Source organism: Nocardia sp. NPDC051981, assembly GCF_040680715.1.
Classification (GTDB): domain Bacteria; phylum Actinomycetota; class Actinomycetes; order Mycobacteriales; family Mycobacteriaceae; genus Nocardia.
In genome coordinates this window covers 1-14,694 of the sequence record NZ_JBFAXK010000027.1, presented here as the reverse complement: position 1 = coordinate 14,694, position 14,694 = coordinate 1, and the positions used below count along the sequence as shown (strand labels likewise).

The following is a 14,694-nucleotide window of genomic DNA, read 5'->3' as shown; positions in this document are numbered from 1 at the left end:
ATGTGCACCAAATGATCTGACAAACGGGACCGAACCAGCGGATTATGGGTGTGAGCGTGCTGCTGCTTCCTGGTATCGGGCCAGCAACTCCGGTGACGGGTCTGCGGAAAAGGTGCGGGTTGTGGCCAATGGCCAGGCAGGGGGCTGCGGGGCCGACGACATCACCCATGCGGCTTGGCGAGCGGCTCCTGCGGCGACGTATTCACCTGGAACAGGAACATCGACGGGCACCCCGAACACCGCCGGCGCGATGGCGCACACGGCCGCCGAGCGTGCACCGCCACCGGTCAGCGTGACCCGGTTGACGGGCACCGAACCACGACGGAACACATCGGCAGCAGCGGCGGTCAGGCACAACAGCGACTCCACCGCCGCCCGGGCGATATTCTCCCGGGTCATCGACTCCATCGTCATGCCGTACAGGGAGCCGGTGGCGTGGGGAAGATTCGGCGTCCGTTCACCTTCCAGGTAGGGCACCTGCACCAGCCCGCCCGCGCCGGGCGCCGCCGCCAGTGCCAACGCCGACAGCTCGTCGAGATCCACGCCGAGAACGGTGGCAGTCGCCTCGAGGATCCTGGCGGCGTTGAGCGTGCACACCAGTGGAAGAAAACGACCGGTAGCGTCGGCGAAGCCCGCCACCGTGCCGGACGGGTCCCGGACCGGCGTGGTCGTGACGGCGGCGATCACGCCCGAGGTACCCAGCGAGAGCATCACCTCACCGGCGTGCAGTCCCAAACCCAGCGCTGCGCCGGCGTTGTCGCCGCACCCGGGCCCGACGATCATCTCCGACCGGCTCAGCGCAGGGTCGGAGGGGCCCGCGGCCGCCGTCGGCGCCGCGACCGCCGGCAACACGATGCCCTGCGCGTGGGTCTGGCTGTACCGCAAGGCCATTGCCAGCAGCTCACGCCGGTAGACACCGGACACCGGATCGAAATAGCCGGTGCCCGACGCTTCGCTGCGGTCGGTGACCAGGTCGTCGAGCGACCTCGCGCCGCGTAACCGCCAGGTCAGCCAATCATGAGGCAATGCGATCGCCGCGATACGGGCGGCATTGGCGGGCTCGTGGTCGGCCAGCCAGCGCAGTTTCGTGATGGTCAGCGACGCGACCGGTGCGGTGCCGACCACGTCGACCCAGCGCCGCACACCTGCGTCGTGATCGCCGTCGCCCATTTCGTGGACGAGGTCGCGTGCGGCAGCAGCGGATCGGGTGTCGTTCCACAGCAACGCCGGACGGATCACCGCACCGCGGGCGTCCAGGCAGACGAGTCCGTGCTGCTGCCCGCCGACCGAGACCGCGGCCACGTCGTCGAGGCCGCCGGCCTGCTGTATCGCCGATTGCAGTGCCTGCCACCAATATTCGGGATCGATCTCGGTGCCGGGCGGGTGTGGGGCGGCACCCGAGCGCACCGGCCGGCCGCTGTCGGCGTCGCGGATGACAACCTTGCAGGATTGGGTCGAGGAATCGACCCCAGCTACGAGTGTCATGGCCTCATCCGATCACATGCTCGACGGCGAGCTGGTGCAAGCGCACGAAACCGTAGTCGCGCGTCGCGGCGGTGTCGGGGTCGAACAGCTGGTCTCGGGCCGCCGCGAACGCCTGTATCGATTCACCCTCGCCCAGTGTCGGCTGGGCGAGGTCGAACACCCCGGCGTGCGCCATCGCCTCCTGCACGCGAGAGTCGGCCCGGAATGCGCGGGCCTTGTCGGCCAGCATCAGGTACGTCGACATGTTCGCTCGTGCCGATTCCCACACCCCGGGCATGTATTCGGTGCGTGAGGGCTTGTAATCGAAGTGCCGGGCCCCGGTGTAGCGCGGGCCGTCGGGGTAGCCGGGGAACCCGTTCTCGAGCAGGTCCACGGTGAAGAACGCCGACATCAAATCGCCGTGGCCGAAGACCAGGTCCTGGTCGTATTTCGCGCCGCGCTGCCCGTTGAGGTCGATGTGGAACAACTTGCCGCTCCACAACGCCTGCCCGATCGCGTGGGTGTAGTTGAGTCCCGCCATCTGCTCGTGGCCGGTCTCGGGGTTGACCCCGACGAGGTCTGCATGGTCGAGCTCCGCGATCAGCGCGAGGGCGTGTCCCACGGTCGGCAGCAGGATGTCGCCGCGCGGTTCGTTGGGTTTGGGCTCCAAGGCTATTCGCAGGTCGTATCCCTGCGCCTCGATGTAGGCCGCGACGGTGTCGATGCCCTCCTTGTACCGTTCGAGCGCGGCGTAGAGGTCCTTGGATCCGTCGTATTCACTGCCCTCACGGCCGCCCCACATGACGAAGGTGGTGGCATCGACCTGTCCGGCCAGATCGACCGCGTGCAGGATCTTCCGCAACGCGAAGCGGCGGACCGCCCGGTCGTTGGCGCACAGTCCACCCTCCTTGAACACCGGATGGGTGAAGGTGTTGGTGGTGACCATCTCGATTGCCAGACCAGCGCGATCGGCCGCGTCCTTCACCCGGGCCACCCGCCGCCGCTGAATGGCCTCGTCGGCATCGAAGGGGTAGATGTCGTTGTCGTGGAAGCTGATTGCCCACGCCCCGAGCTGGGCCAGTCCGTCGACGTAGTCCCACGGAGCCAGTGTCGGACGGGTCGCGGCACCGAACGGATCAGCGCCGCTCCAGCCGACTGTCCACAGTCCGAACGAGAACCTGTCCTGCGGTGTGGGTTGGCGGGACATCGCACGATCCTCTCATTTGTTTAGCCGATGAACTTAATTGTCCGGTGGGTTACGGTCAATCCGTGAATCGAGGTTCTTCGCTGGCCGGACGCACGGCGCCGACAAGTGCCCGCCAGACATCGCTCCGGGCGGCGAACTTGGCGTTGGTGCTGACCACGGTGCTGCGGAACCCGGCGGGTGTGTCGCGCGCGAGTATCGCCGCGGCGACCGGCATGACCCGAGCCACCGCGTCTCGCCTGGTCGACGAGCTGGTCGCCGGTGGCATCCTCGCCGAGCTGCCGCGCGCGGCCGCACCGAGCCGCGGGCGGCCGGCGACGCCGATCATCGCCGCAAGTCGGCTCATCGCCCTAGGGCTGCAAGTGGATACGAATCGTTTGACCGCTCGAGCGATCACGTTGTCCGGGGAGATCGCCGGCGAACGCAGCGAGATCGGCGACTGGCGAAACAGCCGGCCCGCCGCCTGCTTGGCCCGACTCGGCGAGCTCAGCACAGAACTGATTACAGCTCTGGCCGGCGACGCGCGAGTCGTCGGGGTCGGCTTGGCGCTGCCCGGGGTCGTGCGCGCCGACACCGCCACACTCATGACCGCACCGAATCTGGGATGGCCCGAACTGCGTCCCGAGGAGTTCATCGCTGCCGGGGCACGCGCCGGGTTGTCCGTGCGAGTCGGCAACGAGGCGGACCTGGCCGCCCGGGCAGCGGCCGAATACGCTCCCGGCCGCCCAGGAGCGGTCCGGGACTTCTTCTACGTGTCCGGCGATACCGGTATCGGCGGGGCGGCGGTGATCGACGGCACGGTGATGGCCGGGCCATACGGGGGCAGCGGCGAAATCGGGCATGTCACCGTCGATCCCGGCGGCGGTGCCTGCGCGTGTGGTTCCACGGGCTGTCTCGAGTTGTACGCCGGCAGGCAGGCACTCGTCGCCGCCGCCGGATTGCCCGCCGGCACCGGCATAGCCGAGCTCGCCGCTCACGCGGTCGCGGGGAACGCCGCAGTGCTGCACTCCCTCGAGCGTGCCGCGTGGGCTCTCGGTATCGCGCTGGCGGCGGCGATCAATATTCTCGGCATACCGGTCATCGTGCTCGGCGGGCATTTGGCAGCGCTGGCCGATTTCCTGCTGCCCCCGCTCATCTCACACCTCCACAGTCGAGTGGTAGCGGCACGGTGGATTGCCCCGCGCGTCGAGGTTGCCCGGCCGGATACGGCGCCCGGCGCAACCGGTGCCGCCTATCTGGCCTTGGAGGAACTGATCCACGACCCGGCAGGCTGGATCCCCGAGCGAGCAACCGACGGCACCGCCTAGCTCGGCAGCGCCGCCGAGCTGTGCCGGCGGATCAACTCGGCCACCGCTCGGCAATTCGCATCGATGAAGAAGTGACCGCCCGGAAACGATTGCGCGGCAAAGCTTCCGGAGGTGTGTGCGCGCCACTCCTGGATGTCCGCGAAACTCGCGTCGGGGTCACGGTCGCCGACCAGTGCGACGATGGGGGACTTGACCATTGCGTCCGTCGTACACGCGTAGGTCTCGATGGCTCGGTAGTCGTTCCTGACGATCGACAGGATCAATTCCCGAAAGTCGGGATCCTCGAGCAATACCGCGGGCGTACCGCCGATCCGAAGCAATTGTTCACACAGTTCTCGATCGCCGAGCAGATGCACGCGCCCGGTTTGCGTCGCCGACGGAGCACAGCGGCCGGAAGCGAACAGCACTGTCGCCGTTGCCCCTACCTCGTCCTCGAGCCGCCTGCACGCCTCGAAAGCCACGACGGATCCCATGCTGTGGCCGAACACGGAAAAATTCTCGGTATCCCCGACCGCCTCGATCACCTCGGGAAGCAGGCCGTCGACCAGCCCTGAAATATCGCCCACGAGCCGTTCGTGCCTTCTGTCCTGGCGTCCCGGATATTGAACGGCGACAACGTCGAACTCCGAACCGACGGACTCGGCCAATGGTCCGAAAGAGAGGGCGGATCCGCCGGCGTGGGGAAAGCAGACCAGCTTGTGGGAGCCATTCCTCGGTGAAGGGGACAGGTGACGCAGCCAGCTATTGCCCATAGGGTGGAGAGCCTTTCCCTCGGATTCGACATCCGAACGCTACCGTGCACAGGGCTCGGGCCGGGTGCGGGGGAGCGTCAGGGCTCAACGCGCAGAACCTTTCTCGGAGGGATGGCGGGCCGACGGGCCTGCCGTGACTCCTATCCAGAAGCCCCTACGTGGGCGGGCCATGGGTCCGACCTATGTGCCAGCTGGGAATCCGAGCCGGTGCCGCGCCGCAGTAGGCTGAGCCGCGTGGGACGACCGGACGCAGCACACACCGCCCCCGCCGCCCAGAGCGGCGCACCCATGCAATTCGTCGCGGACCTGCGCGATATCGCTACCCCCGACCCGGATTCACGCCGTCTCACCGATCCCGGGCACGCCGCCGAACTGGTGGCGGCCGAGACTCGGGACCGGCTGCGCGCGGTGTTCGAGGCCATGCCCGCTGACCCGGTCATCCTGCTCTCCGGTGGCGTCGACTCGATCTTCCTGGCCGCCACCGCCGTCGCCCTGGGCCGTCGCCCGCACGCTCTCACCGTGTTGACCGCCGACGGCACCGACCGCGCCAACGCCACTGCCGCCGCCACCGCCCTCGGCCTGCCGCACGACATCGTCGAACTGGATGGCCCCGCCGTGGCGGCGTTGGCGCGGGAATCGCTGGAACGCCTGAAAGTGCCCGAGCTGTGGGAGGTTTCGTACGCCGTCCCGATGCTCGCCATCCAGCCGGTCCTGGACCGTCTCGGCGTCACCGGCCCGATCCTGACCGGCAGCGGCGCCGACGCCATCTTCGCGGGCGGCAAAACCCTTGCGCACCAGATCGATTCACCCGAGGCCAGCGTGGAGCTCGACGGCATCGCCCGCACGGAATCCGCCCGCAACTTCACCGTCGACCGGCTCGTCCCGGACTTCTATCCCCGCATCCTGGGCGACCGCGCCGACCATATCGTGCACGTCTTCCAGACCGTCCGCTTCTGGGAACTCGCCCAAACCCTCGCGCCTCCTGCACTGTTCGGTCTGCAGAATGGAGCCCTCGCCGACAAGCTGTGCGTCCGCATCGCCTGTGAACGGCTGCTGCCCGAATCGGCCCGCGCCCTGGCGTGGGCCAAGAAGTCTGCCATCCAGCGCTCGGCGGGCATCATGGGTGCGCTGGCCGAGGCCGCCCGTGCGTACGCCGCCGACCTCCCCGGCGCCCGCACCTACTCCGATCCCGGTACCGAGCCCTTCGACGCCGTGGCCACCCGCCTCTACCTCACGCTTCTCCTGCGGGACTAGGTTCTGTCTTCCGGAGCCATTGGTTGATCGACACCATCGAGCTGGATGCCACCCTCGAGGCTCAGCTCGCGAGTTCCCGGCTAAGCCTTCTGGTTAACCGGGAACTAACTCTTTCGGCTATTTCTTCCGTGAATCGGGCATTGGGCTCGAATTTCGAGTGCGTGCCGAATTAGCCTCGCTGTCATTGCCAGTAGAAATCCTGGAGGTGGGCAAGGTTATGGGATCGCCGGCGTCGGTCACCGTGCCGCAAGAATCGGATGCTTCGAATTCGCTGCCGCGCGTCCTCGCGCTCGATGCGGCGCGGGGCATCGCGGTGCTGGGCATGTTCGCGGTGCATGTCGGGCCGCCGCGGGGCCAGCCGGGCGCGTCCTGGCTGACGGTCCTCGAGGGCCGGTCGGCCGCACTGTTCGCGGTATTGGCGGGCGTGTCGCTGGCGCTCATGTCTGGCGGGGCGCACCCTGCCACCGGGATCGCGGCCCGCCGCAGCCTGATTCGCATCGGCTCCCGAGCCGTGCTGGTCGCGCTGCTGGGTCTGGCGCTGGCGCAACTGCATTCCGGCATCGGAATCATGATCATCCTGACCTACTACGGCCTGTTCTTCCTGCTGGCCCTGCCCGCCCTGCGGCTGGAGGCCCGGGCGCTCGCGCTACTCGCGGCGGGGTGGGCGATCGCCGGGCCGATCCTGTCCTTCGTCATCCGAAGCCACATGCACCAGAACGCTTCCGGCGGCGACCCCATTTTCGAGATGTTCACCTCATGGTCGGGTCTGCGCCAGGCGGGCCAGATGCTGGTGCTCACCGGCGGGTACCCGGCGCTCACCTGGATGCCATTCATCTTCGCCGGTATGGCCCTGGGCCGCTGGGGGATTCGCGCGCTCCGGCCGCTGCCGGTGATCGGTGTCGGTGCACTGCTGGCCCTGCTCGGATACGGCGGTTCGTGGCTGGTACAGCGCCCGCTGGGCGGACGCGCGCACCTGGTCGACCTGCTCACCACGGGTATGGCACAGGCCGGGGTCACCGACTTCGATCCGGGCCAGATCATCGATATGACTGGTTTCGGCGCGGTGGCGACAACGAGCCGGTGGTGGCTGACCGTCGCCACTCCGCACAGCGGCACCCCATTCGAGGTGTTCGGCGCGACCGGTACCGCCTGCCTGGTGATCGGTGTCCTGATGGCACTGGTCCCGCGTGCCGGTATCGCCTTGCGGCCCTTGATCGCCGCGGGCTCCTGCGCGTTGAGCCTCTACATCCTGCAAGTGGTGGCGGTCCGTGTCCTGGTGCCGATACCCGACGAGAACGCGACCGCACTGCCGGGCGGCATCCACGGTCCGGGCTGGGAACTACTGGCACTACTCGCCATCGGTTCCCTGGTGGCTGCGACTCTGTGGCGCAGCCGGTTCCGTCGCGGTCCGGCGGAACGGCTGCTCCACACGATCACTCAAGGCGTGACGAACGCTCTGGTCAGGCGTTCTTCCCCGCCACATGAATGACAATGCCAACGCGGGCAACAGCTTTCACCAAACAGGCCGATGGGGTGGCACCGCACCCGCGATGCCACCCCATCACACTTCGAGATGCTTCCCTAACGGCGAGGCGGGCGCCCGATCCGATTGCCCTGGTTCAGTTTCCGGACGCCTGCAACCCCGCGACGCGGAATTCGTGACTCATCCCCGAGCACACCACGTCGTTGCGGACCGAAACGGTGCACGTGGCTCCGGCGTAGTAGATCGACGTCGTGTACTGATCGACCCCCGGCACAATCGCGGGATTGCCACCCTGCTGGGTGTGGCTGCCATTGGAGCTCCACTGCGGGTGCGAGGGAAAGTTGGCCGTGTCGATGGCGACGGCCGGCACATAGGGCACTGGAATCGTCATACCCGCGATCGTCATCGACATGATCGATGCCGGAGTCGGAAGATCGCACCCCACAACACCATTCGGGGTAATCGAACAGTTGTTTCCCGCCATGTTGAACCACGCCACCCCATTGGCGTCCACGTAGGGCGCCGGATCGATGAAATCGGCGTGGGCCACACCCGGAACAAGGCTTGCGAACAACCCAGCGACCACTGCGCCGCCGGTGACCACTGCTGACCTAACCTGCATCGCACATCTCCTTTGATGAGTGTTCAACGGATCATGTCGTATACGTGTCGAGGCTGGTGGGAGATCTTGTCACGCATGAAGAAGGGGAGCCCGGACACCACGCCCAGACTCCCACAGTCGTCATGGCCGGTCAGGACCGGTCGAACTTTCCGTCCTTCACGGCCGCGTTGAAGATAGCCCATTGGTCGGCGGGGAACATCAACTCAGGGCCGCCGGGGTTCTTCGAATCCCGCACGCCGGTCTCGGTGCCGAAGTGCGCGACCTCCACGCAAGCCTCCTGAGATGCTGAACGGCTGCTCTTGTACCACTGGGCACCCAGTCGGGTGGTGCTCATACCGCATACTCCTTCGCTTTGTGGGCCAACAAGTCCCGTGTGCATTGCTCATCCAACGCACGGCGCTTGATTTCCACAAGAGCGCTACGGTAGCGGTCCACCTTGTCGGCCTGATCGAGGTAGAGAGCCCCGGTGAACCCTTCGACGTAGACCACAGGCGGCTCGATCCACTTGGTCTTCAATTCCGGCGATGATCGGGGCGGAAACTCCAGCAGAACGAAGTGGTACGTCTGAAGCCCCAGATGCGCGCCGACCGTTTGCGGCACAACGCCGATCGACACATTGCGCCGCTGCCCGACCTTGATCAGGTGGTCGAGTTGATCGGCCATGACAGCTGGTCCGCCGATCGCGTGACCCAGTACGGACTCCGACAGCAGGACGGCTGCCGAGAACGCCGGATCTTCCAACCGCTCTTGGCGTTTCATGATCAATTCCACACGCTGTTCGACGACCGAGGTGGGCATTCCGGGGAAGGCTGTCCACTCCAGGGCACGCCGATAAGCCGGTGTTTGGATCAGGCCCGGAACGAACGTCGTCTGCCATGCGGTGAAACGCCGAGCGGACTGCTCGAGCCCTAGGTAAAGGTCGAAGTGTTCCGGCACGCAGTCGCCGTACGAGTGCCACCAACCGGGGCGCTGGGCTTCTTCTATCAGTCCGAGCAGGGCGGCAGTATCTTCGTCGGAGGCTTCGTAAAGCTTACAAAGGGCTTCGACGTATAGGGTTTTCAGTTTGACTCCGCCCTGGCCGCCTTCGAGCCGCCACATGGTCTGCGGCGAACACTGAATGACGGCACAAGCCTTGGAGACGCTGACCCCGGATGTCTCACGCAGCCTCCGAAGTTCGCGCCCCAACATTCTGCGGGGAACGGTCGAACCGATCATTCCGTTAGCCTCACTATCGTTTGTGCGCTGATTTGGAATGGTTTTCGTGTTGGGGTTTGGAAGACGGGGAGAAAATTCGAGTACTCCTGCCCTGGAATCTTCCGCCAATGAACGGGCGGCTGTTTACTGGTATTCACCCCCGGCCGTCGGGAACCTGAACAGCCGACCCGGTCAACAAGTTCCGATCGTGTGCCCTTCGAGAGCGGGTCGCAAGACCAGGTCGTACCGGCGGCCGGGGGTCACCAAACATCCACGCCGACAATCGGAGCGCCAGCCATGTACGGCATTCCCATCGAAAACCACGAGGCGATCAGCGCGATGTCGATCGGTTACGCGCGCGATGTCCTCCGAACCCACGAGTCCTGCCCGATGTCCGTGTGCGGCAAGAAGCGTCAGGCCATCGCCGTGATCCGTGCGAGCGAACGGACGACAGGGAGCAGGCCATGACAGTCATCTCGCATGACGCACCGGACTATCCGGTCATGAATCTGCAAGCGGCACAACATGGTCTGAAGCAACATCAACACTGCGACGACAACTGCGACGCCCGCCGATACTTCGCCGAACTGGTTCCGAATCTGGAGCGCGCAGACCGGGAGGTCAAGCCACTCAGGGGAACCTGGAACATCTGGTGACCGCTGCGCCGGTGTACCGGGAAGGTCTTCACTCCGCAATCCCGTTCGCACCACCTCGGCATCGCTCAACCCGGATTTCCGCGGTGCCTTCATCATCCCGCGCGGCAGGTCCCGTCGCGCCTCCGCACTCGATGGCGGCCCGATGAATTCGGACCGCCACGAGTGGTGAGATTCGTTAGTGAGTCGGTTGAGGTAGCGAGGTTGCCGTAGCGTCGGTGACTTTCCGTAGGCGATCAACAGAATTGCCCATCGGAATCCCTCCGATTATTTCGTATCGCAGCCAACCTCTGCGGCGTCCGCCGCTGAATCGACTTCGACAGCGGACGCGGCACGCCGCGATTCGTGCGAGCGCTGTCAGGACGACGACCCCCTCACCCCGATACCGGTACTTTGCCGTTCTCGTCGCAATGCCGAGCAAACGTCTGATCGGTCAAGCATGACCAGATACGTCGAGGTCGGCGTTTCGATCGACACAGCGGCACACGACCAGGCATATGATCTGGGCGATACTTTTGCCGCGATATTGATGGGTGGCTGAGGAGACAGAAGCATGCCCGCTCTGGTTGACCTTGCCGTGGGGATCGCGCCCATCGCTGGTGGATTGGCTCTCGGTGCGGCGGCGGGATATCTGAAGGGCCCGGATGTTCGCAAGACGATCAAGCAGGATATGGAACTGCTGGAACGCCTACCTCCGCAGGAGGTGGAGCGGCGAGCCGAACTCCAAGGGAGCATCGACAGTCGCATCGACGACCTGGTCGCGACCGTCAACCGATACCAGCTGCTGCGCAGAGCGGCCGGCTCCTATCGCGGCAGCTTGCGCGACATCCTGCTGTTCATCTGCACGATTCTGTTTACGGTGGTCTGGTGGAGCGTCGATCATCATAAGAGCAGCTGGCTACCGATGTTCGTTGTCCTCATTTTGATTTCGGTGTGGGCGGCCGGCTATGCGTTCAGCGGTCTGCGCAGAGCCCTACTCAGTTACCGGCAAAGGAAGGACTGATCTACAGCACCCGTGCCGACCGGCGCCACTGTGACGGTGCTCGCCGAGTTTCCCCACTTGTGCTCGCCTAATCTTCGATGGAGAGGGGTTAATATGCGCGCCATCCAGATTGAACAGTTCGGCGACCCCGCGCAGGTGCTCCGCGTCGTCGACATCGAGGAGCCGCCGCCACCGGGCCCGCATGAGGTTCTGTTGAGCGTTGAGGTCTCGCCGTTGAACAAGCACGACCTACTGGTTGTCACCGGCATGCTGGCGCGACCACCCCTGCCCCACATACCAGGCGCGGAGGGGGTCGCGCGCGTTCTTGCCACTGGCGCCGAGGTCGATGGACTTCAAGTCGGCGATCTGGTTGTGCTACCCCTGTATTCCGGTGCGTGGCGTGAGCGGCTCGTCGTGCCCGCCGACGGCCTGTTCGCACTCCCGGCCGGCGGCGACATCGAGCAGTACTCGATGCTGGGCAGCAACCCCCCGGCGGCAGGGTTGATGCTCAGTGAATGCACCCCCCTGCAGCCCGGTGACTGGGTGGTTCAGAACGCCGCGAACTCCGGTGTGGGACGGTCATTGATCGCACTGGCCAAACTTCGTGGGCTGAAGACGATCAACCTGGCCCGTGACGAGGCGACGTTCGCAGAGCTCACAGCAGCCGGGGCCGACGTGGTCCACGTCGACGACCGCGATGCGGTCGGCGATGTTCGAGCAGCGATCGGCGACGCGCGAGTGGCGCTGGCAGTGGAAGCCGTCGGTGGTCCAGTAGTGGGGCGGCTGCTCGAATTGCTCTCCGACGGTGGATGGTTGGTCAGCTATTCCTGGGCCAGGGATGAGCCCATGTGGGTCGATACCTCGACACTGGTCGGCAAGCACCTCACCGTTCGCGGATTCTTTGTCGGCGACTTCGACTACCGCGACAAGGTGGTGCCTGTCATTCGTGAGGCGGCACCGCTGGTGGCCGACGGCACCCTCGTCGTCCCCGTGGCGGGCGTGTACCCCCTCGAGCACATCCAGGACGCGGTGCAGCATCTCCTCCGTGGCGGCAAGATCCTGCTGAAAGTGGCCGGGCGATGAACGCGCGCAAAGCGGACGGCTGAAGATTGGGCATTTTCGTCAGACCAACGAGGCGGGCGGGTGCAGATCGACACGGCCCCATTGGGTTTCACCGCCGGGTGGGTGCGGGATGACCGCGAGCGTCAGTGGGCAGGGTCAGTGAGCGCGCCATCACCTGGTTGCGGTCGGGTGGTTCATCCGATCCAGGTGCTGGTCATGTCCTGCACTTTCGCGCCGTCGAGGTCGGCGAGTTTGACGGCGACGAAGTTTCGGGCGGTGTCGGAGGTCTGGACTCGGAACGGGAGGTCGGTGGCGTCGAGTGCTTCGACGATGGCCTGGGCGGCGGATTCGGGAGATTGGGCGTTGGCGAAGGCGCCCTCGGTGCGCTTGCGGTAGGCGGCCAGCGCAGAAGCGTACGGTCCGGCCGCGTTCCTGGCCAGTATTTCGCGTCCGCCGACGTTGGCGACGAATTCGCTTGCGACGGCACCGGGTTCGATGACGCTGACCGTGACACCGGTCTGCGCGGCTACCGGCGCCAACGCTTCCATGAAGCCCTCGACGGCGAACTTCGCGGCGCAATATGCCTCGTTGAACGGCTGTCCGACGACCCCGCCGACGCTGCTGACGGTCAGGACTCGTCCGTGTGTGGCGCGCAGTTGCGGGAGTGCGGCACGAGTGACTTCGAGGACGCCGAAGAAGTTGACCTCCATGACGGCGCGGATCTCGCCGATGTCCTCCAGTTCGAGGGTGCCCAGGTGGCCGGCGCCCGCGTTGTTGATCAGTGCGTCGAGGTGGCCGTGGTCGTCGACGATGCCGGAGACGCAGCGGTGGACGGAGGCCGGATCGGTGACGTCGAGCTGTCGTACCTCGACGTGGTCGGCGACTCCGTTGTCGCGGGCGAGCTCGACAAGTGCGGTCGAGCGGGCGGTGTCGCGCATGGTGGCTATGACTTGCCAGCCGGAGCGGGCGGCGTGGATGGCCGTATGCAGTCCGATGCCGGTCGAGGTGCCGGTGATCAGGACGGTTTTCCGGTCGATGGACGGGCTCATGGGGTTCCCTCCTGGCTATTGGTTATGAACCATAATCATAATACACCATAATTATGATGGGGTATCGCTATAGTGGAAGGCATGTCGAGCGAGCAGGAGCAGCGGGAACTGACGACCGAGGTGGTAGGGCTGTTCGCAGCGATCAATCGCCGCTACGCCACCGAGGCGGAGGCAGCGGCCGGCGCCCATGGGTTGACGCCCATGCAGGCCAAAGCGCTGCTGGCAGCACAGGAACCGGTCGTAACCCGGCGGATCGCCGAACACCTGCACGCCGAGCCGTCGAATGTCACCGCCCTCGTCGACAAATTGCAGACCCGCGGCCTGATCGAGCGCCGGGAGAATCCGAACGACCGACGAGTGCGCCTGGTCGCGGCGACCGATCAGGGCAGACGCGTCGCCGAGGACCTACGAGCCCGCATGCCGTTCGCCAGCCAACCACTGGCCCGGCTGACCACCGAGCAACAACACCAACTCCGCACCCTGCTCACCATCCTGCTCACCGACTGACCGGCAGTCGATCAACGGCCCCAGAAATACTTGACATTCGGCGTGAGCGTGCACCGCCGGCGATCGTGAAGCACTCTGCCCGTTGACTTTCCGCAGGCCCGTGTCGGCCGCTTCGAACCGCGCGGGCCGCGGCAGAAGTGCACGCTGCCATGCGCGCATGAACGGCCAACCCAACCGTTCTGAACACGCACTACAGCTGAGGAATTGGCGCGGAATCGCTGTTCTACAGCGGATTGTGCGGGACTGCATCGGTCATCCGAAACCCGGCAACACCATGCACTGCCGACGGGTTGGTCAGCCGCAGAAGAGGATGTCCTCGGCTGCAGTCGGTCTCGCTGCGAGCCGCGCCCCGCTCCGGCCGATTCGAACCTCGCGGGATGCGGCTTGTTCGAAATCGATTGACATCGGTCCAACCCCGCCGCACGCTGCGACGATGACAATTTTCTTGGTCATCGTGATCGCGTTCTTCACGCTGCTGTTCGCCTACGCGATTCGCACCATGATCGTCCACCGCGACACCCGACCGCGCGCCCGCCAGCGCGGCGGCGCCCTGAATGACTTCGGAATCTCCTCCGACACATCACAATCCGGAATTCCACCCCACCATGGTGGCCACCCCGACAGCAGCGGCCACCACGGTGGCCACTCCGACAGCGGCGGCCACCACACCACCAGCTGAACGGATTACTGACCTGCCATGACGGCAGCCCGAAGGTCTCAGCCTTCTCGAGCCGGAACCAGTTCCGCAGCGGCCGGGGTGGAGTCCGGTGCGTTGAGGCGGTTGAACAGGCCGATGCCGACCGCGATGGCGGCGGGCCCGCCTACACCGATCAGACCGGCCGCGGCGCCCAGCGGGATGCCGATCGCGGCGCCGGCCACACAGCCCGCGATGCCGGTCGGAACCGACATGATCACGACACCGGCGATGGCGCCGCCCGCGGCGCCGATGGCGCAGCCGGCCACGCCGCCGATGAGGGTGCCCAGCAGGGTGCCCATGGAGCTGGCGATGCCGAACTGGTTGACCGCGGCGCCGAACGCGGCGTCCTGGTCGGCCTGGCTGGCGACATCCTTGACCACGGGGGCCGGCAGGGCGGGGGCGGCGAAGCTCGCGGCCGGGTCCATGTTCGGGGTGAAGGTGGCGGTGTTGCCGTCGATCGTGGC

General features: G+C 65.9%; 16 protein-coding genes and 1 pseudogene. 9 read left to right on the top strand and 8 right to left on the bottom strand.

Annotated features, from left to right (window positions below):
* Window positions 1-42: 42 nt before the first annotated feature.
* Both AB0L60_RS33965 and xylA read right to left on the bottom strand, forming a co-directional pair.
* Window positions 43-1,485, bottom strand: a complete 1,443-nt coding sequence (locus AB0L60_RS33965) for an FGGY family carbohydrate kinase (RefSeq protein ID WP_364622683.1) — start codon at window positions 1,483-1,485, stop codon at window positions 43-45.
* 4 nt (window positions 1,486-1,489) lie between these two features.
* Window positions 1,490-2,671: a xylose isomerase gene (xylA, locus tag AB0L60_RS33960; protein ID WP_364622680.1), complete on the bottom strand. Its 1,182-nt coding sequence runs from the start codon at window positions 2,669-2,671 to the stop codon at window positions 1,490-1,492.
* A gap of 62 nt (window positions 2,672-2,733) precedes the next feature.
* On the opposite strand from xylA, the gene AB0L60_RS33955 reads away from it, so the two are divergent.
* Window positions 2,734-3,975, top strand: coding sequence for an ROK family protein (locus AB0L60_RS33955; RefSeq protein ID WP_364622678.1), 1,242 nt, complete (start codon window positions 2,734-2,736; stop codon window positions 3,973-3,975).
* On the opposite strand, the gene AB0L60_RS33950 is transcribed toward AB0L60_RS33955, so the two are convergent.
* Window positions 3,972-4,727, bottom strand: a complete 756-nt coding sequence (locus tag AB0L60_RS33950) for an alpha/beta fold hydrolase (protein WP_364622675.1) — start codon at window positions 4,725-4,727, stop codon at window positions 3,972-3,974. The two genes, AB0L60_RS33955 and AB0L60_RS33950, sit on opposite strands and share 4 nt — an antisense overlap.
* Before the next feature lie 234 nt (window positions 4,728-4,961).
* Here AB0L60_RS33950 and AB0L60_RS33945 point away from each other — a divergent pair, with 234 nt between their 5' ends.
* Both AB0L60_RS33945 and AB0L60_RS33940 read left to right on the top strand, forming a co-directional pair.
* The gene (locus AB0L60_RS33945; protein WP_364622672.1) at window positions 4,962-5,981 is read left to right on the top strand and encodes an asparagine synthase-related protein; all 1,020 of its coding nucleotides are present in this window, start codon (window positions 4,962-4,964) and stop codon (window positions 5,979-5,981) included.
* 217 nt (window positions 5,982-6,198) lie between these two features.
* Window positions 6,199-7,470: a DUF418 domain-containing protein gene (locus AB0L60_RS33940; protein ID WP_364622669.1), complete on the top strand. Its 1,272-nt coding sequence runs from the start codon at window positions 6,199-6,201 to the stop codon at window positions 7,468-7,470.
* Between the two features lie 130 nt (window positions 7,471-7,600).
* On the opposite strand, the gene AB0L60_RS33935 is transcribed toward AB0L60_RS33940, so the two are convergent.
* From AB0L60_RS33935 to AB0L60_RS33925, 3 genes are all read right to left on the bottom strand, one after another.
* Window positions 7,601-8,068 carry a hypothetical protein gene (locus AB0L60_RS33935; RefSeq protein ID WP_364622666.1) on the bottom strand — a complete coding sequence of 156 codons (468 nt, stop codon included), beginning with the start codon at window positions 8,066-8,068 and terminating at the stop codon, window positions 7,601-7,603.
* Between the two features lie 148 nt (window positions 8,069-8,216).
* Complete coding sequence (locus AB0L60_RS33930) at window positions 8,217-8,420, bottom strand: DUF397 domain-containing protein (protein ID WP_354843786.1); 204 nt, start codon at window positions 8,418-8,420, stop codon at window positions 8,217-8,219.
* Window positions 8,417-9,301: a helix-turn-helix transcriptional regulator gene (locus AB0L60_RS33925; protein ID WP_364622663.1), complete on the bottom strand. Its 885-nt coding sequence runs from the start codon at window positions 9,299-9,301 to the stop codon at window positions 8,417-8,419. The genes AB0L60_RS33930 and AB0L60_RS33925 overlap by 4 nt, the downstream gene beginning before the upstream one ends.
* Before the next feature lie 276 nt (window positions 9,302-9,577).
* Between AB0L60_RS33925 and AB0L60_RS33920 the strand changes: the two genes are divergently transcribed.
* The 4 genes from AB0L60_RS33920 to AB0L60_RS33905 all read left to right on the top strand — a co-directional run bounded on the left by AB0L60_RS33920 (window position 9,578) and on the right by AB0L60_RS33905 (window position 11,998).
* Window positions 9,578-9,748, top strand: coding sequence for a hypothetical protein (locus AB0L60_RS33920; RefSeq protein ID WP_364622660.1), 171 nt, complete (start codon window positions 9,578-9,580; stop codon window positions 9,746-9,748).
* A complete protein-coding gene (locus AB0L60_RS33915; protein ID WP_364622658.1) occupies window positions 9,745-9,936 on the top strand; it encodes a hypothetical protein in 192 nt (63 codons plus the stop codon). The genes AB0L60_RS33920 and AB0L60_RS33915 overlap by 4 nt, the downstream gene beginning before the upstream one ends.
* A gap of 550 nt (window positions 9,937-10,486) precedes the next feature.
* Window positions 10,487-10,936 carry a hypothetical protein gene (locus AB0L60_RS33910; RefSeq protein ID WP_364622655.1) on the top strand — a complete coding sequence of 150 codons (450 nt, stop codon included), beginning with the start codon at window positions 10,487-10,489 and terminating at the stop codon, window positions 10,934-10,936.
* A gap of 93 nt (window positions 10,937-11,029) precedes the next feature.
* Window positions 11,030-11,998 carry a zinc-dependent alcohol dehydrogenase family protein gene (locus tag AB0L60_RS33905; RefSeq protein WP_364622652.1) on the top strand — a complete coding sequence of 323 codons (969 nt, stop codon included), beginning with the start codon at window positions 11,030-11,032 and terminating at the stop codon, window positions 11,996-11,998.
* A gap of 173 nt (window positions 11,999-12,171) precedes the next feature.
* Here AB0L60_RS33905 and AB0L60_RS33900 read toward each other — a convergent pair whose 3' ends face one another.
* Window positions 12,172-13,026, bottom strand: coding sequence for an SDR family oxidoreductase (locus tag AB0L60_RS33900; RefSeq protein ID WP_364622649.1), 855 nt, complete (start codon window positions 13,024-13,026; stop codon window positions 12,172-12,174).
* 81 nt (window positions 13,027-13,107) lie between these two features.
* Between AB0L60_RS33900 and AB0L60_RS33895 the strand changes: the two genes are divergently transcribed.
* Window positions 13,108-13,533 carry a MarR family transcriptional regulator gene (locus tag AB0L60_RS33895; RefSeq protein WP_364622646.1) on the top strand — a complete coding sequence of 142 codons (426 nt, stop codon included), beginning with the start codon at window positions 13,108-13,110 and terminating at the stop codon, window positions 13,531-13,533.
* 433 nt (window positions 13,534-13,966) lie between these two features.
* The gene (locus AB0L60_RS33890; RefSeq protein ID WP_364622643.1) at window positions 13,967-14,212 is read left to right on the top strand and encodes a hypothetical protein; all 246 of its coding nucleotides are present in this window, start codon (window positions 13,967-13,969) and stop codon (window positions 14,210-14,212) included.
* 38 nt (window positions 14,213-14,250) lie between these two features.
* On the opposite strand, the pseudogene AB0L60_RS33885 reads toward AB0L60_RS33890, so the two are convergent.
* Window positions 14,251-14,694 (bottom strand): annotated as a pseudogene (locus AB0L60_RS33885) (hypothetical protein); the annotation flags it as partial.